23 protein-coding genes and 1 tRNA gene are annotated in these 20,196 nt (G+C 70.1%); 8 read left to right on the top strand and 16 right to left on the bottom strand.

Annotated features, from left to right (window positions below):
- The first annotated feature begins 66 nt into the window (after nt 1–66).
- Nucleotides 67–864, top strand: a complete 798-nt coding sequence (locus tag ABDW35_RS02790) for a response regulator (protein ID WP_343712322.1) — start codon at nt 67–69, stop codon at nt 862–864.
- 35 nt (nt 865–899) lie between these two features.
- Nucleotides 900–2,123 (top strand): sensor histidine kinase, encoded by a 1,224-nt coding sequence (locus ABDW35_RS02795; RefSeq protein ID WP_343712323.1) that lies wholly within the window; start codon nt 900–902, stop codon nt 2,121–2,123.
- Between the two features lie 311 nt (nt 2,124–2,434).
- Here the strand turns inward: ABDW35_RS02795 and ABDW35_RS02800 are convergent, their stop codons facing one another.
- Both ABDW35_RS02800 and ABDW35_RS02805 read right to left on the bottom strand, forming a co-directional pair.
- Complete coding sequence (locus tag ABDW35_RS02800) at nt 2,435–3,658, bottom strand: MFS transporter (RefSeq protein ID WP_343712324.1); 1,224 nt, start codon at nt 3,656–3,658, stop codon at nt 2,435–2,437.
- Nucleotides 3,659–4,067: 409 nt separating this feature from the next.
- Nucleotides 4,068–4,556, bottom strand: a complete 489-nt coding sequence (locus ABDW35_RS02805) for an Lrp/AsnC family transcriptional regulator (RefSeq protein WP_343712325.1) — start codon at nt 4,554–4,556, stop codon at nt 4,068–4,070.
- Nucleotides 4,557–4,746: 190 nt separating this feature from the next.
- Between ABDW35_RS02805 and ABDW35_RS02810 the strand changes: the two genes are divergently transcribed.
- Complete coding sequence (locus ABDW35_RS02810) at nt 4,747–5,265, top strand: cysteine dioxygenase family protein (protein WP_343712326.1); 519 nt, start codon at nt 4,747–4,749, stop codon at nt 5,263–5,265.
- Nucleotides 5,266–5,280: 15 nt separating this feature from the next.
- Here ABDW35_RS02810 and ABDW35_RS02815 read toward each other — a convergent pair whose 3' ends face one another.
- Genes ABDW35_RS02815 through ABDW35_RS02835 form a run of 5 tightly spaced genes read right to left on the bottom strand, consistent with a single transcriptional unit; the run spans nt 5,281 to nt 9,229 of the window.
- Nucleotides 5,281–6,243, bottom strand: a complete 963-nt coding sequence (locus tag ABDW35_RS02815; protein ID WP_343712327.1) for a 2-oxoglutarate and iron-dependent oxygenase domain-containing protein — start codon at nt 6,241–6,243, stop codon at nt 5,281–5,283.
- Nucleotide 6,244: 1 nt separating this feature from the next.
- Complete coding sequence (locus ABDW35_RS02820; protein ID WP_343712328.1) at nt 6,245–7,063, bottom strand: amino acid ABC transporter ATP-binding protein; 819 nt, start codon at nt 7,061–7,063, stop codon at nt 6,245–6,247.
- Nucleotides 7,060–7,728: an amino acid ABC transporter permease gene (locus ABDW35_RS02825; protein ID WP_343712329.1), complete on the bottom strand. Its 669-nt coding sequence runs from the start codon at nt 7,726–7,728 to the stop codon at nt 7,060–7,062. Before ABDW35_RS02825 ends, ABDW35_RS02820 begins: the two co-directional genes overlap by 4 nt.
- Nucleotides 7,725–8,378: an amino acid ABC transporter permease gene (locus ABDW35_RS02830; protein WP_343712330.1), complete on the bottom strand. Its 654-nt coding sequence runs from the start codon at nt 8,376–8,378 to the stop codon at nt 7,725–7,727. The genes ABDW35_RS02825 and ABDW35_RS02830 overlap by 4 nt, the downstream gene beginning before the upstream one ends.
- Before the next feature lie 23 nt (nt 8,379–8,401).
- Entirely contained in the window at nt 8,402–9,229 is an 828-nt protein-coding gene (locus tag ABDW35_RS02835; RefSeq protein WP_343712331.1) for a transporter substrate-binding domain-containing protein, read from the bottom strand.
- Nucleotides 9,230–9,451: 222 nt separating this feature from the next.
- On the opposite strand from ABDW35_RS02835, the gene ABDW35_RS02840 reads away from it, so the two are divergent.
- Nucleotides 9,452–11,122 (top strand): long-chain-fatty-acid--CoA ligase, encoded by a 1,671-nt coding sequence (locus tag ABDW35_RS02840; RefSeq protein WP_343712332.1) that lies wholly within the window; start codon nt 9,452–9,454, stop codon nt 11,120–11,122.
- Here the strand turns inward: ABDW35_RS02840 and ABDW35_RS02845 are convergent.
- Nucleotides 11,119–12,045, bottom strand: a complete 927-nt coding sequence (locus ABDW35_RS02845) for a LysR family transcriptional regulator (protein WP_343712333.1) — start codon at nt 12,043–12,045, stop codon at nt 11,119–11,121. The genes ABDW35_RS02840 and ABDW35_RS02845 overlap by 4 nt on opposite strands.
- Before the next feature lie 92 nt (nt 12,046–12,137).
- Here ABDW35_RS02845 and ABDW35_RS02850 point away from each other — a divergent pair, with 92 nt between their 5' ends.
- Nucleotides 12,138–12,998, top strand: a complete 861-nt coding sequence (locus tag ABDW35_RS02850) for an NAD(P)H-dependent oxidoreductase (RefSeq protein WP_343712334.1) — start codon at nt 12,138–12,140, stop codon at nt 12,996–12,998.
- On the opposite strand, the gene ABDW35_RS02855 is transcribed toward ABDW35_RS02850, so the two are convergent.
- The gene (locus ABDW35_RS02855; RefSeq protein WP_343712335.1) at nt 12,940–13,353 is read right to left on the bottom strand and encodes a nuclear transport factor 2 family protein; all 414 of its coding nucleotides are present in this window, start codon (nt 13,351–13,353) and stop codon (nt 12,940–12,942) included. The genes ABDW35_RS02850 and ABDW35_RS02855 overlap by 59 nt on opposite strands.
- A gap of 96 nt (nt 13,354–13,449) precedes the next feature.
- Between ABDW35_RS02855 and ABDW35_RS02860 the strand changes: the two genes are divergently transcribed.
- Nucleotides 13,450–14,190: a helix-turn-helix transcriptional regulator gene (locus tag ABDW35_RS02860; RefSeq protein ID WP_343712336.1), complete on the top strand. Its 741-nt coding sequence runs from the start codon at nt 13,450–13,452 to the stop codon at nt 14,188–14,190.
- Here the strand turns inward: ABDW35_RS02860 and proB are convergent.
- Nucleotides 14,187–15,302, bottom strand: a complete 1,116-nt coding sequence (gene proB, locus ABDW35_RS02865) for a glutamate 5-kinase (RefSeq protein WP_343712337.1) — start codon at nt 15,300–15,302, stop codon at nt 14,187–14,189. The genes ABDW35_RS02860 and proB overlap by 4 nt on opposite strands.
- Before the next feature lie 141 nt (nt 15,303–15,443).
- Here proB and ABDW35_RS02870 point away from each other — a divergent pair, with 141 nt between their 5' ends.
- Nucleotides 15,444–15,788, top strand: a complete 345-nt coding sequence (locus tag ABDW35_RS02870) for a gamma-glutamylcyclotransferase family protein (protein ID WP_343712338.1) — start codon at nt 15,444–15,446, stop codon at nt 15,786–15,788.
- A gap of 269 nt (nt 15,789–16,057) precedes the next feature.
- Here the strand turns inward: ABDW35_RS02870 and ABDW35_RS02875 are convergent, their stop codons facing one another.
- The 5 genes from ABDW35_RS02875 to rplU form a co-directional block, all read right to left on the bottom strand.
- Nucleotides 16,058–16,864 (bottom strand): hypothetical protein, encoded by an 807-nt coding sequence (locus ABDW35_RS02875; protein WP_343712339.1) that lies wholly within the window; start codon nt 16,862–16,864, stop codon nt 16,058–16,060.
- A 141-nt stretch (nt 16,865–17,005) separates the two neighbouring features.
- Nucleotides 17,006–17,161, bottom strand: a complete 156-nt coding sequence (locus ABDW35_RS02880) for a hypothetical protein (RefSeq protein ID WP_343712340.1) — start codon at nt 17,159–17,161, stop codon at nt 17,006–17,008.
- A 16-nt stretch (nt 17,162–17,177) separates the two neighbouring features.
- Entirely contained in the window at nt 17,178–18,242 is a 1,065-nt protein-coding gene (gene obgE / locus ABDW35_RS02885) for a GTPase ObgE (protein ID WP_343712341.1), read from the bottom strand.
- A gap of 140 nt (nt 18,243–18,382) precedes the next feature.
- Entirely contained in the window at nt 18,383–18,646 is a 264-nt protein-coding gene (rpmA, locus tag ABDW35_RS02890; RefSeq protein ID WP_034843576.1) for a 50S ribosomal protein L27, read from the bottom strand.
- A 15-nt stretch (nt 18,647–18,661) separates the two neighbouring features.
- On the bottom strand, nt 18,662–18,976 hold the full coding sequence (gene rplU / locus ABDW35_RS02895) for a 50S ribosomal protein L21 (RefSeq protein WP_343712342.1): 315 nt from the start codon (nt 18,974–18,976) through the stop codon (nt 18,662–18,664).
- 258 nt (nt 18,977–19,234) lie between these two features.
- Here rplU and ABDW35_RS02900 point away from each other — a divergent pair.
- Nucleotides 19,235–19,324: transfer RNA gene (locus ABDW35_RS02900), tRNA-Ser, on the top strand.
- A gap of 27 nt (nt 19,325–19,351) precedes the next feature.
- Here ABDW35_RS02900 and ABDW35_RS02905 read toward each other — a convergent pair.
- On the bottom strand, nt 19,352–20,196 hold an 845-nt coding region (locus tag ABDW35_RS02905; RefSeq protein ID WP_343712343.1), incomplete at its 5' end, for an SDR family oxidoreductase.

Below are 20,196 nucleotides of genomic sequence, written 5' to 3' on the forward strand. Positions count from 1 at the left end.
GCCCCGACCGCTAAGCATAAACGCTCGACGGGGCGAGCCCCTCGGACAGTCCAAGGTGGAATTTCGATGACCGGCACTTCGCAGGAAATCCTCAAGCACCTGCCCTACCTGCGGCGCTATGCCCGGGCCCTGGTCGGGTCGCAGGAGCGCGGCGACCAGTATATGCGCGTGTTCCTCGAGGCGATCCTCGCCGACCCGCAGCGGATCCCGCCGGAGGGCAACCTGCGGGTCCAGCTCTTCGCGGTGTTCCACGACGTCTGCACCCTGCTGCACGCCACCGATGACGGCGATGAAGCGTCGCCGCTGGAAGGACTTGTGCCGGTCGAAGCCCGGCTGTCGCAGCTGACCCCGACGCAGCGCCAGGTGCTGCTGCTGGTGTCGCTGGAGGGCTTCTCCTTCGAGGATGTCGGCTTCATCCTGCACCTGTCGGAGGCGGAGGTGCGCGACCAGCTGGACGCCGCCCGCAAGGAGATGCAGCGCCAGCACCCGGCCCGGATCCTGATCGTCGAGGACGAGCCGCTGATCGCCATGGACATCGCCCGCATCGTCGAGGAGATGGGCCACACCGTCTGCGGCACCGCCTCCAACCACGCCGAGGCCGTCGCCCTGTCGAAGCGCGAGGCGCCGCACATCGTGCTGGCCGACATCCAGCTGAAGGGCGGCGACAGCGGCATCGAGGCGGTGCAGGACATCCTGCGCGGCATCTCGGTGCCGGTGGTGTTCGTCACCGGCTTCCCCGAGCGGCTCCTGACCGGCGAGCGGCTGGAGCCGACCTTCCTGGTCACCAAGCCGTTCCGGCCGGAGGCCCTGGTCTCGGTGATCGGCCAGGCCCTGGCGATGCATCCGCCGCTCGCGCCGGCCTGAGGCCGGCGGCGACCGGATAGAGCGGCGACCCCGCCATGAACAGCGCGACGACGACCACCGCCCTGATCACGGCCATCGACACCCGCGAGGAGCGCGACGTGATCGCGGCGCGGCAGCGCGTCCGGCTGGTGGCGACCGAACTGGGCTTCGACGGCCGCGACCGGGTGCGGATCGTCGCCGCCACCTCGGCCATGACCCGCAGCTTCCTGGCGCGGTTCGAGCAGGCCAACGTGTCGCTGCTGGTCACCGCCGGCCCGCCGATGGCGCTGGAGATCGTGCTGGCCGCGCCTCGCCGCCCGCCCGTCCAGGGCCAGCCGCAGCGCCCGCGCCTGGACACCGCGGCGGTGCGGGCGCTGATGGATTGGGTCGAGCTGCGCCACGCCCGCGGCGTGGTCCGGCTGGTGATGCGCAAGGAGCTGCCGCCGGGCGCCGGCGCTGACCCGACGGCGCTGGCCCACCGGACCATGGCGGCGCTGGCCGGCGAAACCGGCGTCGACCCCTTCGAGGAGGTGCACAGGCAAACCGTGGAGCAGATCGCCAGCCTGACCGAGCTGCGCCAGCGCGAGGAGCAGCTGATCGCCGCCAACGCCCAGCTGCGCGAGGTCGAGCGGGCGCTGCGGGCCAGCCTGGAGGAGAAGGACGTGCTGATGCGGGAGGTGCATCACCGCGTCAACAACAACCTGCAGATCATCTCCAGCCTGCTGAATCTGCAGGCCTCGCGCGCCACCGAGGCGGCGGTGCGGGAGGAGCTGGCGGTGGTCGGCCACCGCATCCAGTCACTGAGCCTGGTGCATCAGAAGCTGTACCGGTCGGACGACCTGTCCCACATCGATGCCGGCAGCTATGTGCAGGAGCTGTGCGCCCATCTGCAGTCGGCCTTCGCCGCCAGCACCGGACCGGTGGCGCTGACGGTCGAGGCGCCGCCGCAGCAGATCCCGCTGGACAGCGCCATCCATCTCGGCCTGATCGTCAATGAGCTGGTGACCAACAGCCTGAAGCACGGCTTCCGCGACGGCCGCGGCGGCCGCATCGCGGTGTCGCTGCATCGCGACGACGGCGACAGTCTGGTCCTGACCATCGTCGATGACGGCCGGCCGGACGACGGCAGCCGGCGCGGCTTCGGCATGACCCTGGTCGAGGCCATGGCCCGGCGCCTGGACGGCAGCCTGACCATCGACCGGAACGGCGGAACCCGGAGCACCCTGACCCTGCCGTTGCCGAAGAGCGCAGACCAAAAGCCTTCCAGATCAGCCCTCTAGAGAGAATATTCACGGCGTCATGTCAACTTTGGCGCCTATAGCATTGACCACTAAGTACAAGCTGAATTGTATGGCAATTTTTCTTTGTCCGATCAAAGGCCTCGCGCCGATCCTTTAGAAAAACACTCCACTCTTGCCGAATTTATGGTAGAGTTCGCCGTGCAGTACCTTCTGCACCCTTCCGCTTCCTAACGACCTCAACCAAGCCGCGGTCCCCCGCGGCTTGTTTTTGTGCGCATTCCGGGCTGATCCGGACGGCGGCCCCGCCCTGCCGAAGCAGGACGGGCTACCGACCGACGCTCAGCCGCGGTTCACGCCGGCTGCAGCTGCCGGGTGTGCCGCGACGGCAGCGGCGGGAAGGCAAGCGCGATCGCCACGGCCCCGAGCCCGACCGCGAAGGACCCGATATAGAGCCAGTGATAGGCGGCGAAGGTGTCGAACACCCAGCCCCCGGCCAGCGGCCCCAGCGCCATGCCGATGCTGGAGGCCATGGTCGCGGCGCCGAACACGCTGCCCATGGCGGCCTGGCCGAAATACTCGCGCGCCAGCACGGCGTAGAGCGGCATGACCCCGCCATAGGCGGTGCCGAAGATCGCGGCCAGCAGGTAGAACTCGCCGAGATTGGCCACGGCCAGATAGGCGACAATGACGACCGCCTGCACCAGGAGCCCGGCCACCAGCACGCGCTTGACGCCGAGGCGGTCGGCCGCCACGCCCAGCAGCAGGCGCCCGCCCAGCCCGGCCAGCCCCTCGACGCTGTAGATGCTGACCGCCGTCAGCGCCGGGATGCCGCAGGTGACGGCATAGCTGACCATGTGGAAGATCGGCCCGGAATGGGCGGCGCAGCACAGGAAGAAGGTCGCCGCCAGCACGGCGAATTGCGGCGTGCGGAAGGCCCGGCCCGCGGACATGTCGGCGCCGGACGGCGCGGCGGCGCCCATATGCCCGCCGGCCGCAGCCGGCGGCCGCCGCACCAGCAGCCCGGCCGGCAGCAGCAGGACCCAGGCGGCGATGCCGATCACCATCATCGCCGTGCGCCAGCCGTAATCCGCCACCAGCCAGGCGGCGAAGGGCGAGACCGTCATCGGCGCCACGCCGACGCCGGCCGAGACCAGCGAGACGGCGAGGCCGCGATTGGTCTCGAACCAGGCGGTGGCGGCCGAGATCATCGGCGCGAAGAAGGCGCCGGCCGCCAGCCCAACCAGCGTGCCGTAGATCAGCTGGAACCAGGCCAGCGAGGTGGCGTGGCTGGCCAGCACCAGGGCCAGCCCCAGCAGCGCTGCGCCGCACAGCACCACGGTCCGGGCGCCGAGCCGGTCGCTGAGCGTCCCCCAGCCGAAGCCGGCCACGCCCATGACCAGGAAATTGAGCGTCATGGCGCTGGAGATGCCGGCGCGGCTCCAGCCCGTATCGGTCGCCATCGGCTGCAGGAAGATCGCCAGCGAGAACATCGCGCCGATGCCGACGCAGGTCATGAGCGCGCCGACACCGATGATGACCCAGCGATAGGATGTGTCCGTCCGCGGCTGCGACATGAGTCCTTCTCCGCCCTGTGCCGGATCGCCTCGCGGAGGGGCCCATCCCGCTCCGGAACGCCGGCTCTCTGAGGAGAAGACGAACGGGGCGGCCCGGAATCGACAGGCCGGCCGAAAAAATTTTACCAGAAGGTAAAGTTTCTCACCGGCATGAGGCGGAAAGCCGCCGGCAGCCGGCCGATTTCCACGGCCGCCCGACCAAGGAAATATCACAACTGAAGCATGTTTATCTTAGATTCCTACTCTATTTTATTGTCATCCTCGGGCTTGACCCGAGGATCCAGGGGCGGCCAGAGCAGCTCTGTGTAGCCCCTGGATTGCCGGGTCAAGCCCGGCAATGACAATAAAAGTTTAGCGCAGCGCTTAATTCTGCAACCCGAAAAGCTTAACCGGACACCCGTGGCCGGCCTCAGGGTTTGACGAAGCCGAGGGGGATCTCGGTCGTCGACTTGATCTCCTCCATCGCGAACATGGAGGTGACGTCCGCCAGCTCGATGCGGGCGATGATCTTCTTGTACAGCTCGTCATAGCTGGCGATATCGGCGACACAGGCCTTGAGCAGGTAGTCGACCTCGCCGCTCATCCGGTACACGTCGACCACCTCCGGCAGGTCGCGCACGGCCCGGCTGAAGCGTTCGAGCCATTCGACCGAGTGCTGGTTGGTGCGCACGGCGATGAACACCGTCACGCCGACATTGAGGGCCGCCTTGTCAAGCAGCGCCACGCGCTTGCGGACGATGCCCGCCTGCTCCAACTTCTGCACCCGGCGCCAGCACGGCGTGGCCGAGATGCCGGCCTTCTCCGCCAGATCGGCCAGCGCGATCGTCGCATCCGCCTGCAGCGCCTTCAGGATCCTGAGGTCGATCTCGTCGAGCTTGAGCGTGGTCGGCGGGGCCATGGCGGACGATCCTTCGGTGGCGGCGCGTGGGCGGCGTCGCCCGAAAAGCCGATGATGGATTCAATTTCCACAGAAACGGCGAAATCAGAAAATCATTTTCCGACGACCTCGTTCTTCCCGGCAACAACGCAAGCCGGTTCCCGCCGGCCGGGCTTACGCTGTTTCCAGGATTGGAGAGGCAGGCCGGACAATGACCCACGCAGCCGCAGCAGACGCCTTCCGCGCCACCGCCCGGTGGCAAGGCTCGATGCTGGCGACCATGCCAGATTTCGGCGGGTCGGCCGAGGCGCTGCTGGAGCATTTCACGGCCCATCCCGAGCTGGTCTGCGACCTGGACCTGTCGTGGCGGCCCGGCCGCTACGCCCGCAACCTGCTGTGGAACGATGCCGAGCGCAGCGTCTGGGCCATGGTGTGGGACCGCGGCGCCCGGACGGCGATCCACGACCATCACTGCTCCTGCGCCTTCGGCATCATCCGCGGCAGCCTGAGCGAGCTCCGCTTCCGGGCGCTGGACGAGGTCCGCGTGGCCCGGACCTGGGAAACCCTGCACCAGCCGGGCGACATGGCCAGCCTGGCCACGGCCCAGCCCAACATCCATCAGATGGTCAATGACGGCGACGCGGTCGCGATCTCGCTGCACATCTACGGCTTCGACCCCCGGGTGCACGACTCCTCCGTCGACCGGGAGTACCTGGCCGTCCGGGCCTGAAGAGCTTGCCGGGCGTCAGGCCTTCTGGCGGTATTTGAACGAGTCGTTGATCCGGCCGACGATGTAGTCGCCGGCGTCGACCGGCGGATAGTGCGGCTCCTCCCCTGCCCCGAGGTTCAGGTCGCGCGGATCGACCGAAGCGGTGTAGGTCGGGTCGTAGAAGGTGGCGATCGACAGGCGCTTGCGGCCGCTGCGGTTCACCACCCGGTGCGGGGTCGAGGCGAAGCGGTCGTTCGACCAGCGGGCCAGCAGGTCGCCGACATTGATCACGAAGGTGCCATCGACCGGCACCGCGTCGATCCACTGCCCGTCCTTGCGCTGGACCTCCAGCCCGCCGGTCTGGTCCTGCCACAGGAGGGTGATGCAGCCATAATCGGTGTGGGGCGCCACGCCGAACTGCTCGGCGCCGAGATCGGCCGGCTGCGGCGGGTAGAACACCGCCTGAGTGCGCTGCATCCGCTTGGCATAGCGCTCGGCGAAGAAGTCCGGCGCGATGCCGAGGCTGAGGGCCACGGCCCGCAGCAGATGGGCGCCGCAGACGCCGATCGCCTCGTAGTAGCGGTAGAAGTCGCGCTGCACCTCGGGCATGAAGGAAGGCCAGTTGTTCGGGCCGCGCAGCGCCTGGCCGGCCAGCACGTCGGGGTCGTCCTCCGGCAGCTCCAGCCCGGTCGAGAAGAACTCCTTGTAGTCGGGCTTCTTGGCGCCGTACATCAGCGCCCCGCCGATCTCGTGGAAGCCGCGGTGGCGCTGGTTGACCTTGACCTGGCGCTTGGTCTCGACCGGCAGGTCGAAGAAGCGCCGCATGGTGGCGACCGCCGCCTCGATCACGTCCTGGGGCACGCCGTGGTTGCGGATGTAGAAGAAGCCTACCCGGGTGCAGGCGGCATGGATCTGCGCCGCCGCCTCCGCCGTGCCGGCCGGGTCGCCGGCGACCACGGGCGCAAAGTCCACGATCGGCAGGCCCAGGGTCTCGGTCATCTCATCCTCCCACTGCTTCGGCCGGCGCATCCTGCCAGAAGGCGTTGCGCCGGCGGTAATTGTCCAGGAACTGCCGGATCCGGGGATGCCCGTCCTCCAGGAAGATCTGCCGCGGCGGCCCCTTGGCCAGGATCCGGCCCTCGTCGACGAACACGACGGAGGTCGCGACCTGGGCGGCGAAGCCCATCTCATGGGTCACCACCACCATGGTCATGCCGTCGCGGGCCAAAGCGCGCATCACCTCCAGCACCTCGCCGACCAGCTCGGGGTCGAGCGAGGAGGTCGGCTCATCGAACAGCATGATCTCCGGCTCCATCGCCAGCGCCCGGGCGATCGCCACGCGCTGCTGCTGGCCGCCGGACAGCTGCGACGGGTAGGAGTCGCCCTTGCCGGCCAGCCCCACCCGGTCGAGCGCGGCCTGGGCCTTCCGCTCCGCCTCGGCCCGCGGCAGCCGGCGGACGCGGATCAGCGCCTCGGCGACATTGCCGAGCGCGGTCATGTGCGGCCACAGGTTGAACTGCTGGAACACCATGCCGACATTCCGCCGCGCCTTGCGGATCCCGGCCTCGCCCATGCGCCGGCGCTTGCCGACCTTGTCCACGACCCAGCCGATCGGCTCGCCATCGATGCGGATCTCGCCGGCATCGTGCTCCTCGAGGAAGACCATGCAGCGCAGCAGCGTGCTCTTGCCCGAGCCGGAGGGGCCGACGATGCAGACGACCTCGGACTGGTCGATCTCGAGATCGACGCCCTTGAGCACTTGGGTCGTCCCGAACTGCTTGGTGACGCCGGTCAGCTGGATCAGGGCCCGCCCGGTCATGACGCCGGCACCAGGAAGCGGCCGACGCGGCGCTCGGCCCAGCGGCCGAAGCCGGCGGCGACCTCGACCAGGCCCCAATAGATCAGCGCCAGGGCCAGCGTCGTCTCGACGAAGGCGAAGGTCTCGGCGCCGATGCCGCGGATGACGAAGGTCAGCTCGGGGATGGTGACGATCGACAGAATGGCAGTCTCCTTGCTGAGGAGGATGACCATGTTGACCAGCGCCGGCAGGATCACCACCAGCATCTGCGGCAGCACGATCCGCATCAGGATGGTGGCGCGGCCCATGCCGAGGCAGGCGGCGGCCTCGACCTGGCCCTTGGGCACGGATTCGAAGCCGGCGCGGAAGATCTCGGCGAAATAGGCGCCGGCATAGAGGCCGAGGCCGAGCAGCCCGGCCTCGATCGGGTCGAGCACCAGGCCGAAGCCGGGGCCGCCGTAATAGAGGATGAAGAGCTGCACCAGGAAGGGCGTGCCGCGGACGATCTCGATCACCACCCGCACCGCGGCGCGGACCACCCGGCCGAGGCCGCGCTGCATCAGCGCCAGGGCGAAGCCGAGCACGAGGCCGATGGCGACGCCGGCGATCCAGGTGCCGAGGGTGACGCCGAGGCCGGACAGCACCTCGTCCCAGCGGTCGAGGATGACGGCGGGATCGAAGCTCATCGCCCGGCCCCCAGCCGCCGCTGCAGCCACAGGCCGAGGCCGGACAGAGCGAAGTTCAGCACCAGGTACAGCACCCCGCCGGCGAGATAGATCTCCAGCGGCCGGTAGCTGGTGGCGACGATGTTCTGGCTGACCCGCGTCAGCTCCGCCACCCCGACCACGGAGATCAGCGACGACGCCTTCAGGATCATCGTGCACTCGTTGACCAGCGCCGGCATGGTCAGGCGCAGCGCCAGCGGCACCCGGATGCGCCAGAGCACCTGGGACGGCCGGAAGCCGAGCAGCCGTGCCGCCTCCAGCTGGCCCCCGGCGACGCCGAGGAAGCCGCCGCGCAGGATCTCCGCCATATAGGCCGCGGTGCACAGGGCCAGCGCCGCGATCGCCGCCACCAGCGGCGGCACGTCGATGCCGATGAAGGGCAGCAGGTAGAACACCAGCAGCAGCTGCACCAGGAGCGGCACGCCGCGGAAGAAGCTGACATAGAGCGTGCCGGCCCGGCGCGGCCCGGGCCGGTGCGACAGCCGCAGCAGGCAGATGCCGACCGCGAGCAGGAAGCCGATGCCGAGCGACACGGCCGAGACCCAGAGGGTCGTGACCGCGCCCTTCAGCAGCAGCGGCAGGCTCTTCAGGATGACGGCCGTGCTGAACACCGGACCCTCTCAGGCAACCGGTATCAGACGTTCGGGTCGGTCACCGTGGCGGGCACGTCCATCTCGACCCCGAACCACTTCTTCTGGATCGCGGCGAGGCGGCCATCGGCCTTCATCTTGGCCAGGGCGGCGTCGATCGCGTCGAGCAGCGGCGCGGTGTCGGCGTCCTTGCGGCCGAGATAGCCGAAATAGACCTTCTTGCCGAAGGGCGGCAGCACGACCTCGAAGGTCTCCGACCGCTGCTGGGCGACATAGGCGATGTTCGGCAGCGAGTTGCCGACGGCGACGATGCGGCCGGCGGCGAGATCGGCATAGGCCTGGTTGTTGTCGACATATTCGCGCACCTCGGTCTTGCCCGGCAGGGTCGCGACATAGGCCTTGAGCTGCTCCAGCTGCGAGGAAGCCTTGCCGGCGCCGACCACCTTGCCGGCGATGTCCTCGGGCTTCGCCACGGAGGTGTCGCCGGCCCGCTTGAGCAGCGCGACCGAGGCGTCGGCGATCGGCGAGGTGAAGCGGTAGCGTTCCATCCGCGCCTTGGTGATCGTCACCGGCCCGGCGACGACCTGGAACTTGCCGGCCTCAAGGCCCGGCAGGACGCTGTCCCAGGGCAGGTCGACGAAGGTGATCTTGACCCCGAGCTCCTTGCCGATCTCGTCGAACACCTCGACGTTCAGGCCCTTGTGCTCGCCATCCTCGAGGAAATCGAACGGCGCGAACTGCATCTCGGTGCCGACGACCAGTTCGCCGGACGACTTCACCTGGCTCAGCAGATCAGCCGCATGCCCCTGCGGCGCGGCGGCCAGGCTTCCCACGGCCATCAGGCCGGCAACGAACGCTCCCAGAACCCGCATCTCTGCCTCCACATCCCTGTTCTTTGTCGACCGCATGGCGTCGGGCGCCGCACGGCTGTTGCGGTTCTTAGACTCTGCCCTCCCCGGAGACAACCGCACGGTCCGTGCCGCCGCGATTTCGGCAACGGTGTCCGGACCGGTCCATGCCTGTCAAGCGGCGGCTTTTCCCCGTTTTCCCTGTAGCTGCCGACAGCTTTCCTCTTATCCTCTGTGAAAGGCGGCATGCCCGCCGCGGCACACGGGGAGGAGCCGATGCTCGGCCGGATGCAGCATGAACCCTTGCGCATCGGCGCGCTGCTGGAGCATGCGGCCCGGCTCCACCGGGAAGCGCGGATCGTCACCCAGCGCCGCGACGGCAGCACCGTCACCCACAGCTACCCCGAGATCGCCGCCCGCACCGCCCGGCTGGCCCATGCCCTGACGGCCCGCGGCGGGGCGCAGGGCGAGCGGCTGGCGACGCTGGCCTGGAACGACCACCGGCATCTCGAGCTGTATTACGGCGTCAGCGGCATCGGCGCGGTGTGCCACACGGTCAATCCGCGGCTGTTCCCGCACCAGATCGCCTATATCCTGGCCGATGCCGGCGACACCCATTTGTTCCTCGACCCGATGTTCCTGCCGATCCTGGCCGGGATCGGCGACCGGCTGCCGGAGCTGAGGACCCTGGTGCTGCTGGAGCCGCCGGCCGACCCGGTAGCGCCCGCCCTCGCCGCCCGCTTCGAGATCCTGGACTATGAGAATCTGATCGCCGGCCATGCCGACGCCTTCGACTGGCCGGCGCTGGACGAGAACACCGCCGCCTTCCTCTGCTACTCCTCCGGTACCACCGGCGAGCCGAAGGGCGTGCTGACCTCGCACCGCTCGACCCTGCTGCACGCCTATGCGGCCAACCAGCCGGACGCCTTCTGCCTGCGCGCGACCGACACCGCCATGCCGGTGGTGCCGATGTTCCACGTCAACGCCTGGGGCATCCCCTTCGTCGCGCCCTTGGCCGGGGCGTCGCTGGTGCTGCCCGGGCCGCGCCTCGACGGCGCCTCGCTGTTCCGGCTGATCGAGGCGACCGGGGTGACCTTCTCCGCCGGCGTGCCGACGATCTGGCTCGGCCTCCTGGCCCATCTGCGCGAGAGCGGCGGCCGCTTCACTCGCCCGCCGCGGCTGGTGATCGGCGGCTCGGCCTGCCCGCTGCCGCTGATCGAGGCGTTCGAGCGGGACTACGGCGTCGAGATCGGCCATGCCTGGGGCATGACCGAGACCAGCCCGATCGGCCTGTTCAACGCGCCGAAGCCGGAGACGCTGGCCCAGAGCGAGGCGGAGCAGCGCGCGCTGAAGCGCAAGCAGGGCCGCGCCATCCCCGGCATCCGGCTGCGCATCGCCGATGCCGAGGGCCGCGACGTGCCGGCGGACGGCGTCGCCTTCGGCGAGATCCTGGTGCGCGGCCCCTGGGTGGCCGCCGCCTATTTCGGCCGCGACGGCGACCCGGCCTTCACCCCCGACGGCTGGTTCCGCACCGGCGACGTCGCCACCATCGACGGCAGCGGCTATGTCGAGATCGTCGACCGCGCCAAGGACGTGATCAAGTCGGGCGGCGAATGGATCAGCTCGATCGCGCTGGAGAACATCGCTCTCGGCCACCCCAAGCTGCGCGAGGCCGCAGTGATCGGTGCCCGCCACCCGAAATGGGACGAGCGGCCGGTGCTGATCGCGGTGCCGGCCGAGGGCACGGCCCCGACCCGGGACGAGATCCTGGGCTGGTTCGACGGCAAGGTCGCGAAATGGTGGCGGCCGGACGACGTGGTGTTCGTCGACGAGTTGCCGCACACCGCCACCGGCAAGCTGCTGAAGACCGAGCTGCGCAAGCGCTACCGCGACCATCTCGCGGGCGAGGCCGGCTAGCGCCCCGGCGCCTCGATCCCAGGGATGCCGGCGATCCGCTCGGCCAGGAAGTCGACCAGCAGCCGCACCCGGGCGATGCCGGCGCGCTCCGGCACGATCAGCAGGCTCAGCGGCACCGGCGGCGGCTCCCAGCCCGGCAGGATCGCCTCGACCCGTCCATCCGACAGCAGATCGTCGACCAGCCAGCGATGCGCCGGGCCGATGCCGCGGCCGGCGGCCAGCGCCTCGCGCGCCGCGAGGCCGTGATCGACCCGAAACCGGCCGCCGAAGGGCACGGTGTGGCGCTCGCCACCCGGCCCCTCCAGCACCAGCGTCTCGCTGCCGGCGATGTTGGTCATGCGGATGCCCTCGTGCCCGGCCAGGTCCTGCGGCGCGGACGGGCGGCCGCGCGCCGCCAGATAGGCCGGTGCCGCCGCCATCAGCCGGCGCGACCGGCCGAGCGGGCGCAGCTTCATCGAGCTGTCGGTCAGCGGCCCCAGGCGCAGCGCGATGTCGACACCCTCGCGCACCAGGTCGACATAGTCGTCGGTCAGGTTGAGGTCGACGGCGATGCCGGGATGCAGGTCCTGGAAGGCGAAGAGCAGCCGGCTGACCTGCAGCACCCCGAAGGCCGCGGTGCAGGAGATGCGGATGGTGCCGGACGCGGCGCCGCGCGCGGCCCGGGCCGCATCCCCCGCCTGCTCCACCAGCCGCAGGATCTGGACGCAATCGGCATGGTAGCGGCGGCCTTCGTCGGTCAGGGTGACGCGCCGGGTGGTGCGGCTGAGCAGGGGGACGCCGACCGCCTGCTCCAGCTCCCGCAGATGCCGGGTGATGGTGGATTGGCCGACCCGCAGCTCGCGCGCCACCGCCGACAGGCTGCCGCGCTCGGCGACGCGGACGAAGCTGCGCATCCGCTCGAGCGAGACGTCCAGCTTATCCATTTTTCGGCATAATCCTATCCATTACCAACATATAGCGGATCGATGCGGCCACCGCCACCTGAGGGGTCGGTATTCGTGAAAGGACCCCGACCATGAAGGTGCTGCTGGTTTTCGCCCATCCCGAGCCGCGCTCGCTGAACGGCGCCCTGCGCGACGTCGCCATCCGCGAACTGGAGGCGCAGGGCCATGAGGTGCGGGTGTCGGATCTCTACGCCGAGGGCTGGAGATCCGAGGTCGACCGCGCCGACTTCCCGTCGCAGCCGCCGGAGGAGCGGCTGATCGCGGTCGCCGCGTCCAAGGCGGCGTTCGAGACCGGCACGCTGACCGAGGACGTCAAGGCCGAGATCGAGAAGCTGCTGTGGGCCGATGCCCTGATCCTCCAGTTCCCGCTCTGGTGGTTCGGCATGCCGGCGATCCTCAAGGGCTGGGTCGACCGGGTGTACGCCTTCGGCTTCGCTTATGGCGTCGGCGAGCACAGCGAGCGGCGCTGGGGCGACCGCTACGGCGAGGGCACCCTGGCCGGCAAGCGCGCGATGCTGATCGTCACCGCCGGCGGCTGGGAGGAGCATTACGCCGCCCGCGGGGTCAACGGGCCGATCGACGACCTGCTGTTCCCGATCAATCACGGGATCCTGTACTACCCGGGCTACGACGTGCTGCCGCCCTTCGTGGCCTACCGGGTCGAACGGCTGACCGAGGCCGGCTTCGAGACCGTCGCCGAGAGCCTGCGCGAGCGGATGCGGACGCTGGCCACCACCCCGCCGATCCCCTATCGGCGGCAGAATGGCGGCGACTATCTGATCCCGAGCATGCAGCTGCGCCCAGGTCTCGAAGATCCGGGGACGTCCGGCTTCGCGCTCCATGTGAACGGGGCGGCGGCGGACCGCCGGGAATTCACTCCGCCGCCCGCGCGAGATCCCGCAAGCCGGGATCGCCGGACAGCACGCGGGTGACCTCGTTCACCCGGGCCAGCCGGCCGCCGCGCAGCGTGCCGAACAGATAGACCTCGATCGCCGCGGCATGGCCGCCGGCATGCACGACCTCGACCACGTGGCGGTCGGCGATGACGTCGCCCTGGCGGACGGCATCGAGCACGGCCACGTCGAGCGACCGCACCGAGCCGGCGACGTGGCGGATATGCGCCTCGAAGCCAGCTCGGTCGCTGCGCTCGCCGTCGGTCACCTGCTCGTAGTCCTCGGTGAAGAACTCCGGGATGCGGCCGGGATCCGTGAAGACGGCGCGCAGCATGTCGGCGACGCGGCGCTTCAGCGCCTCGCTGTCGCAAGGGTCGGCGAACGGAGCAGGCATCGGGCTCTCCTTCCATGCGGGGTAGCCGGATGCTACGAGAGGCGGATCCGGCCCGCTGCCGGCAGAGGGCCAGAGATCATTCGCATCGGGCCAACCATGGCGCCATCGCCCACGGACGCCGAGCCGCTGCGGCTGCGGCATGAGGACGGCCACCGCACGCCGGAGCATGCGCATGAAAGCGGCCAAGCCTTCCTGGTCGCCGCCGGCGCGCTGCTGCTGACAACGGCGGCCGGGACATGGGCGATGCCGGCCGGCCATGTCGCCTGGATCCCGCCAGGGCTGCGCCACGCGACGGTGAGCCACGGCCCGCTCGATGCCGTGGGCGTCTATCTCGCACCGTCACGCTGTGGGCACCTCCCTGACCGGCCGGCCCTGCTGCGCCGCGGCGCCCTGCTGGCGGCGGCGCTGGAGCGGCTGGGCAACGGCGCGGACGGCGACGCCGGCCGCCGCGAGCGGCTGCTGGCGGTGCTGCTGGACGAGATCGCGACGGCCGAACGCGACGCGCTGGACCTGCCGCTGCCCCGCAGCCCGCGCCTGCTGCGCGTGGCCCGGGCGCTGATGGACGACCCGGCGGAGCGGCGGCCGCTGGACGCACTGGCCCGCGACGCCGCCCTGTCGCGGCGCAGCCTGACCCGGCTGTTCCGGCAGGAGACCGGGCTGTCGGTCGGGCAGTGGCGGCTGCGTCGGCGCGTGGTCGCCGCCATCACCCTGCTGGCGGAGGGCCGGTCGGTCACCGACACCGCCCTGACCCTGGGCTATGACAGCGCCGGCGCCTTCGCCCAATCCTTCCGCAACGTCACCGGCGCGGCGCCGTCGGCCTATCGCCGGACCATCTAACCCAGCACGAGGTCGTCGCGGTGGATCATCTCATCCCGGCCGCGATAGCCGAGGATAGCCTCAATCTCGCGGCTCTTATGGCCGCGGATGCGGTCGGCGTCGTCGGAATCATAGGCCGACAGGCCGCGGGCCAGCACCCGTCCCTGCCCGTCCTTGACCGCGATCGGGTCGCCGCGGCGGAAGCTGCCCTCGACCGCGGTCACCCCGGCCGGCAGCAGGCTGCGGCCATCGGCCAGCGCCTTGGCCGCGCCGGCATCGATCACCACCGACCCGACCGGCTTCAGTGAGCCGGCGATCCAGCGCTTGCGGGCGGTGCGCGGCTCCGCCCCCGGCACGAACCAGGTGCAGGGCGCGCCGGCTTCGATGCGGGCAAGCGGCGCGGCCTCCTTCCCCATGGCGATGACCATGCGGCAGCCGGCGCCCATGGCGATGCGGGCCGCCACCAGCTTGGTGACCATGCCGCCGGAGGAGTAGCCGGGCAGCGCCTCCCCGGCCATCGCCTCGATCTCCGGCGTCAGCTCGTTGACCTCCGGGATCAGCGTCGCCGACGGATCGCGCTTGGGATCGGCGGTGTAGAGGCCGTCGATGTCGGACAGCAGCACCAGCGTGTCGGCCGAGATCATCTGCGACACCCGCGCCGCCAGCCGGTCGTTGTCGCCGAAGCGGATCTCGGCCGTGGCCACCGTGTCGTTCTCGTTGATCACCGGCACGGCGCCCAGCCGCAGCAGCGTCTCGATCGTGGCGCGGCCGTTCAGGTGGCGGCGGCGGTCCTCGGTGTCCTGCAGGGTCAGCAGGATCTGGGCCACGGTGATGTCATGCCGGGCCAGCGTCTCCTGATAGGCGTGCGCCAGGCGGATCTGACCGGTGGCGGCGGCCGCCTGCTTCTCCTCCAGCCGCAGCGGCCGGCCCTTAAGGCCGAGATGCTCGCGCCCCGCCGCGATCGAGCCGGAGGAGACGATGATCACCTCCTGCCCGCGGGCACGGCAGCGGGCGACGTCGTCGGCCAGCGCGTCCAGCCAGGCGCGGCGCAGCTGCCCCGTGCGCGGGTCGACCAGCAAAGCGGATCCGACCTTGATGACGAGACGGCGGGCCTGGGCGAGGGAAGCGGTCATGGCGGGATTCGACGGGCAGAAGGCAAGGCTCCCTTCCTAGCCTCTCGCCCCGCTCCGGGCAAAGCGGTTCCGCGACCGCCCTCCCCTCGCCGCGGCACGGCGGCTATGATCCGGCGCCACGCCCGATTCAAAGGATGCGCCATGACCGGCGACGCCACCGTCCTGCTGTTCTCCTACGGCACGCTGCAGCAGGAGAATGTGCAGCTGTCCTCCTTCGGCCGCCGGCTGCAGGGGATGCCGGACGCGATGCCGGGCTGGCGCCGGGGCGAGATCGAGATCACCGATCCCGAGGTAATCCGCACCAGCGGCAAGCGCTTCCACCCGATCGTCGAGCCCGGCGCGACGGCGGACCGGGTGGCCGGGACGGTGTTCCGCATCACCGAGGCCGAGCTGGCCGCCGCCGACGCCTATGAGGTGTCGGACTACAAGCGCATCCTGGTGCCGCTGGCATCCGGCCTGGAGGCCTGGGTGTACGTCCAGGCCTAGCCCGGAATTCTCACACCCCTGCGTCCTGCGCCGGTTCAAAATGCCGACGGGGCAGGAGAGCGGCGCAGCGCGATGCTTATGCATCGGGCAAGCCGTTCGACGCACCCTGTCGGCATTTTCAACCGGCCCGAAGGGTCGTCTTGCGGCGGCCGCCTGCGGGGGCGGGCCGCTCAACCGTATATCTCTATACGCTTTTCGCGTCCCGCCCCCGCATCCGACTCGCCACAAGACGACGCAGGGCGTAGGGGGTGTGAGAAATCCGGGCCAAGTCAGCCCCGGCCGAGCGCCTGGCGGATCGCGATCTCGACCGGGGAATAGGCGCCATCCGGCCGCTCCAGCCGGTAGGGTTCGGCCAGGCCGATCGAGGGCTGCGCCAGGAAGCGCGGTTCGGTGCCGCGATGCCGCTGCGCCGCGTGGATCATGAAGGGGTGGCACAGATAGACCGTGCCGGCCGGGCCGGTCGCCAGCGCCTCCGGCCGCCCGGCGCCGACCCGCTGGACATCCGGGCTGGCCAGCCCCGCCTCCCCCGCCGGCTCCAGGAACCGGGCCATATCGAGGTGGGAGCCGACTCGCAGCCGCGTCGGCGCGTCGTCCGGCCCGATGTCGGAGAACAGGAACAGCGTCAGCAGCGCCCGGCCACGCGAACTCACATTCACCCGCCAGGAGGAGAAGTCCTGCCGCTCATGCGGGTCGCTGCTGTCGCCGGGGAAGCTGACATCGACATGCCAGCCGTCGTCCTTCGGGGCCTTCCGCGCCGGGAAGCGGACCGGAAAGGTGCCGAGATCCATGCGCTTCTGCCACCGGCCGGGCCCGACCAGCCGGTCGATGGCGGCGTGCAGCACCGGCGTGTTCGCCGCCTGCCGGAACGGCTCCTGCCCGTACCAGCCGAGCCGGACGACCGGCTGGGTCCAGGTGCTGCGGTCGTGCGGATCGCAAGGCAGGTCGCGCCACAGGATGGCGCGCCCGGCCTCCGCCAGCTCGCGTGAAAACGCCCCGTCGATGCGGACGAAGCCGTCGCGGATGAAATGCTGCACCTGCGCCTCGGTGAGCGCGGCACCGGATGAGTCGTTGGTCATGGGAATTCCTCTCCGCCGCCTGCCGGCGGCATCACTGTCCGTTCCTCGTTCGGGCTGCTGTCAGCGCCGGGAGGATCGGAAGACGGAGAGAAAGCGAATCATCATGATGGCGGCAGGATAGCGCATCCGGCGGCGATGGGCTCAAGCCGTGGCGAAATGCCGTTCAGCCCCGGCATGGCGCGGGATGCGCACGATGCGGTCGCCGAAATCGAGCACCCGGCTGTTCTGCCCGGCCTCGATCACGGCCGTGGCGACGGATCGCGACCCGATCAGCGCGGCGAGGCGGGCGCGATCCAAGGCGAGTCCCGGCCGGTCAGTCCGACTCGGTCGGCGCCCACGGCGTGATGTCGGCCGGGGCAGCTTCCTCCTCGGCAGGGGCCGGGCGGGCCTCGGCGATGCGGGCCCAGAGCAGGCGCAGCACCTCCTGCACCCCGCCGCCGGTGGCGCCGGACAGGGCGACCACCTTGGCCTTGCGGCCGGCCGCCGCCTTCAGCGCCTTCAGCCGCGCCGCGATCGTGTCCTTGTCCAGCGCGTCGGTCTTGTTCAGGCCGACGATCTCCGGCTTGCCGGCCAAGCCGCCGCCATAGGCCTCGAGCTCGCCGCGCACCACGCGATAGGCCTCGGCCACATCGTCCTGGGTGCCGTCGACCAGGTGCAGCAGCACGTTGCAGCGCTCGACATGGCCGAGGAAGCGGTCGCCCAGCCCGGCGCCCTCATGCGCACCCTCGATCAGGCCGGGGATGTCGGCCAGCACGAACTCGTGGTCGTCGCTGCGGACCACGCCCAGATTCGGGTGCAGCGTGGTGAAGGGATAGTCGGCAATCTTCGGCCGGGCGGCGCTGGTGGCGGCCAGGAAGGTCGACTTGCCGGCATTGGGCAGGCCCACCAGCCCGGCATCGGCGATCAGCTTCAGCCGCAGCCAGACCCAGCGCTCCTCCCCCGGCCAGCCGGGATCGAAGCGGCGCGGGGCGCGGTTGGTCGAGGTCTTGAAATGGGCGTTGCCGTAGCCGCCATCGCCGCCCTTGAGCAGCCGCAGGCGCTGCCCGACCTCGGTCAGGTCGGCCAGCACCTCCTCCTTCTCCTCGTCCAGCACCTGGGTGCCGACCGGCACGCGCAGCACCGTATCCTCGCCCTTGGCGCCGGAACGGTCGGAGCCCATGCCGTGATGGCCGCGCTCGGCCTTGAAATGCTGCTGGTAGCGGTAGTCGATCAGGGTGTTGAGGCCGTCCACCGCCTCGACCCAGACATCGCCGCCGCGGCCGCCATCGCCGCCGTTCGGGCCGCCGAACTCGATGAACTTCTCGCGCCGGAAGGCGACGCAGCCATTGCCGCCGTCGCCGCTCTTCAGGAAGATCTTGGCCTCGTCGAGGAACTTCATGGCCGACTCGCCCCGTGCCGCCGGCCCGTGGGCCCGCCCCATCCTTGTCGCATCAAAATAGGAAACGGGGGAATGGTCGCCCATCCCCCCGCTCCAGATCCGTGCCTGCAAGCTCCGGCCCTTTCGGCCGGAACGAGGCGTTACTCGGCGGCTTCCGCCTGGGCGATCGTCACCGTGGTGCGGCCGCCGGCCGACTTGAACTGGACGTTGCCGGGAACCAGCGCGAACAGCGTGTGGTCCTTGCCCATGCCGACATTGACGCCGGGATGGAACTTGGTGCCGCGCTGACGCACGATGATGTTGCCCGGGACGACGGCTTCGCCGCCGAACTTCTTCACACCGAGGCGCTGGCCTGCCGAATCGCGACCGTTGCGCGACGAACCACCGGCCTTCTTATGTGCCATCTGTCGATCTCCTCTTTACGCGCCGGCGATGGCGGTGATCTTGAGCACCGTCAGGTCCTGACGATGGCCCTTCTTCCGCCGGTAGTTCTGGCGGCGCTTCTTCTTGAAGATGATGACCTTCGGGCCGCGGGTCTGCTCGACCACCTCGGCGGTGACCGACGCGCCGGCCAGCACCGGGGTGCCGATCTTGACGGCGCCGTCGCCGCCGACCATCAGCACGTCCTCGAGGGTGACGGAGGAACCCGGCTCGGCGTCGAGACGCTCGACCGTGACAAGCTGGTCCGGAGCAACCCGGTACTGTTTCCCGCCCGTGCGGATGACTGCGAACATGGTCAAGCTGCCGTCGACTAGGAGGACGCCCCTTGCGGTTCGCCCTCAGGTGATCAAAAACGAGCACGGGTGCCAGCCGGAACCAGCACCCGTGTCCGTGAACGCGGCACTATAGTCAGGCGCGGCGGCGTGTCAACGGCGGAATGCGGGACCGCGAATTCGGACCTGCATTCGACGCTTGCATGGCCGGACGCTCTCCACTATGGTCCGCGCCGGCCACGCGGAGGGGGTCCTGGAGACCGCCCGCCATGCCTCTGCGGAGAGGTGCTAGAGTGGTTGAATAGGACGGTCTCGAAAACCGTTGTGTCCGCAAGGGCACCGAGGGTTCGAATCCCTCCCTCTCCGCCATCCCTTACCCATCACAGTAAGCCGTCGTCAGTCTCCGAAATAGGCCGCCCGGTCGATGTCGGCGATCAGGCCGGGCTGTGTCGGCGCCCAGCCCAGCAGGGATCGGGTGCGTTCGCTCGAGGTCGGGACGTCCATCCCGACGAACATCGCGAACCAGCCGAAATGCTCCGCCGCCTCCTCCCGGGACAGCTTGGCCACCGGCACGCCCAGGCGGCGGCCGATCACCGCGGCGATCTCGCGGAACGGCACGCCCTCCTCCGCCATCGCGTGGCAGCGGGCGCCGGCGGTGACGCCGCGCTCCAGCGCCAGCCTGTAGACCTTGGCCGCATCGAGCCGGTGCGCGGCGGGCCAGCGGTTGAGGCCCTCGCCGATCATCGCCGACACGCCCTTCTCCCGCGCCAGCCGGATCAGGATCGGCACAAAGCCGTGGTCGCCGTCGCCATGGACCGAGGGCGGCAGCCGCACCGTCGCCGCCCGCACGCCCCGCGCCACCAGATCCGCAGCCGCCGCCTCGGACAGGCGGTGATAGGTGGCCGAGTTGGGGAGGGGCGGATCCTCCTCGGTCCCCACCGGCCCCCGCGGCACGATCAGGGCGCCGGAGGTGACCAGCAGCGGGCGGTCGGAGCCGGCGAGTTCGGCGCCGATCGCCGCGATGGCGCGGCCGTCGATCTCGCAGTTCTCCTGGAACTTGGAGAAATCGTGGATGAAGCCGGTGTGGATCACGGCATCCGCCTCGGCGGCGCCCCGGCGCAGGCCGTCGGGGTCGCGGAGGTCGCCGCGATGCGGTTGAGCGCCCGCGGCGAGAAGGGATTCGGCGCCGGCATCGGAGCGGGTGAGGCCGAGCACCTGATGGCCCGCACCGATCAGGTCCT

Source organism: Inquilinus sp., from assembly GCF_039594555.1.
Lineage (GTDB): Bacteria > Pseudomonadota > Alphaproteobacteria > DSM-16000 > Inquilinaceae > Inquilinus.

Bases quoted from the DNA above. Each gene is read 5' to 3' on its own strand.
- ABDW35_RS02790 (WP_343712322.1), top strand. From the start codon at position 67: ATGACCGGCACTTCGCAGGAAATCCTCAAGCACCTGCCCTACCTGCGG.
- ABDW35_RS02795 (WP_343712323.1), top strand. From the start codon at position 900: ATGAACAGCGCGACGACGACCACCGCCCTGATCACGGCCATCGACACC.
- ABDW35_RS02800 (WP_343712324.1), bottom strand. From the start codon at position 3,658: ATGTCGCAGCCGCGGACGGACACATCCTATCGCTGGGTCATCATCGGT.
- ABDW35_RS02805 (WP_343712325.1), bottom strand. From the start codon at position 4,556: ATGGCCCCGCCGACCACGCTCAAGCTCGACGAGATCGACCTCAGGATC.
- ABDW35_RS02810 (WP_343712326.1), top strand. From the start codon at position 4,747: ATGACCCACGCAGCCGCAGCAGACGCCTTCCGCGCCACCGCCCGGTGG.
- ABDW35_RS02815 (WP_343712327.1), bottom strand. From the start codon at position 6,243: ATGACCGAGACCCTGGGCCTGCCGATCGTGGACTTTGCGCCCGTGGTC.
- ABDW35_RS02820 (WP_343712328.1), bottom strand. From the start codon at position 7,063: ATGACCGGGCGGGCCCTGATCCAGCTGACCGGCGTCACCAAGCAGTTC.
- ABDW35_RS02825 (WP_343712329.1), bottom strand. From the start codon at position 7,728: ATGAGCTTCGATCCCGCCGTCATCCTCGACCGCTGGGACGAGGTGCTG.
- ABDW35_RS02835 (WP_343712331.1), bottom strand. From the start codon at position 9,229: ATGCGGGTTCTGGGAGCGTTCGTTGCCGGCCTGATGGCCGTGGGAAGC.
- ABDW35_RS02840 (WP_343712332.1), top strand. From the start codon at position 9,452: ATGCCCGCCGCGGCACACGGGGAGGAGCCGATGCTCGGCCGGATGCAG.
- ABDW35_RS02845 (WP_343712333.1), bottom strand. From the start codon at position 12,045: ATGGATAAGCTGGACGTCTCGCTCGAGCGGATGCGCAGCTTCGTCCGC.
- ABDW35_RS02850 (WP_343712334.1), top strand. From the start codon at position 12,138: ATGAAGGTGCTGCTGGTTTTCGCCCATCCCGAGCCGCGCTCGCTGAAC.
- ABDW35_RS02855 (WP_343712335.1), bottom strand. From the start codon at position 13,353: ATGCCTGCTCCGTTCGCCGACCCTTGCGACAGCGAGGCGCTGAAGCGC.
- ABDW35_RS02860 (WP_343712336.1), top strand. From the start codon at position 13,450: ATGGCGCCATCGCCCACGGACGCCGAGCCGCTGCGGCTGCGGCATGAG.
- proB (WP_343712337.1), bottom strand. From the start codon at position 15,302: ATGACCGCTTCCCTCGCCCAGGCCCGCCGTCTCGTCATCAAGGTCGGA.
- ABDW35_RS02870 (WP_343712338.1), top strand. From the start codon at position 15,444: ATGACCGGCGACGCCACCGTCCTGCTGTTCTCCTACGGCACGCTGCAG.
- ABDW35_RS02875 (WP_343712339.1), bottom strand. From the start codon at position 16,864: ATGACCAACGACTCATCCGGTGCCGCGCTCACCGAGGCGCAGGTGCAG.
- obgE (WP_343712341.1), bottom strand. From the start codon at position 18,242: ATGAAGTTCCTCGACGAGGCCAAGATCTTCCTGAAGAGCGGCGACGGC.
- rpmA (WP_034843576.1), bottom strand. From the start codon at position 18,646: ATGGCACATAAGAAGGCCGGTGGTTCGTCGCGCAACGGTCGCGATTCG.
- rplU (WP_343712342.1), bottom strand. From the start codon at position 18,976: ATGTTCGCAGTCATCCGCACGGGCGGGAAACAGTACCGGGTTGCTCCG.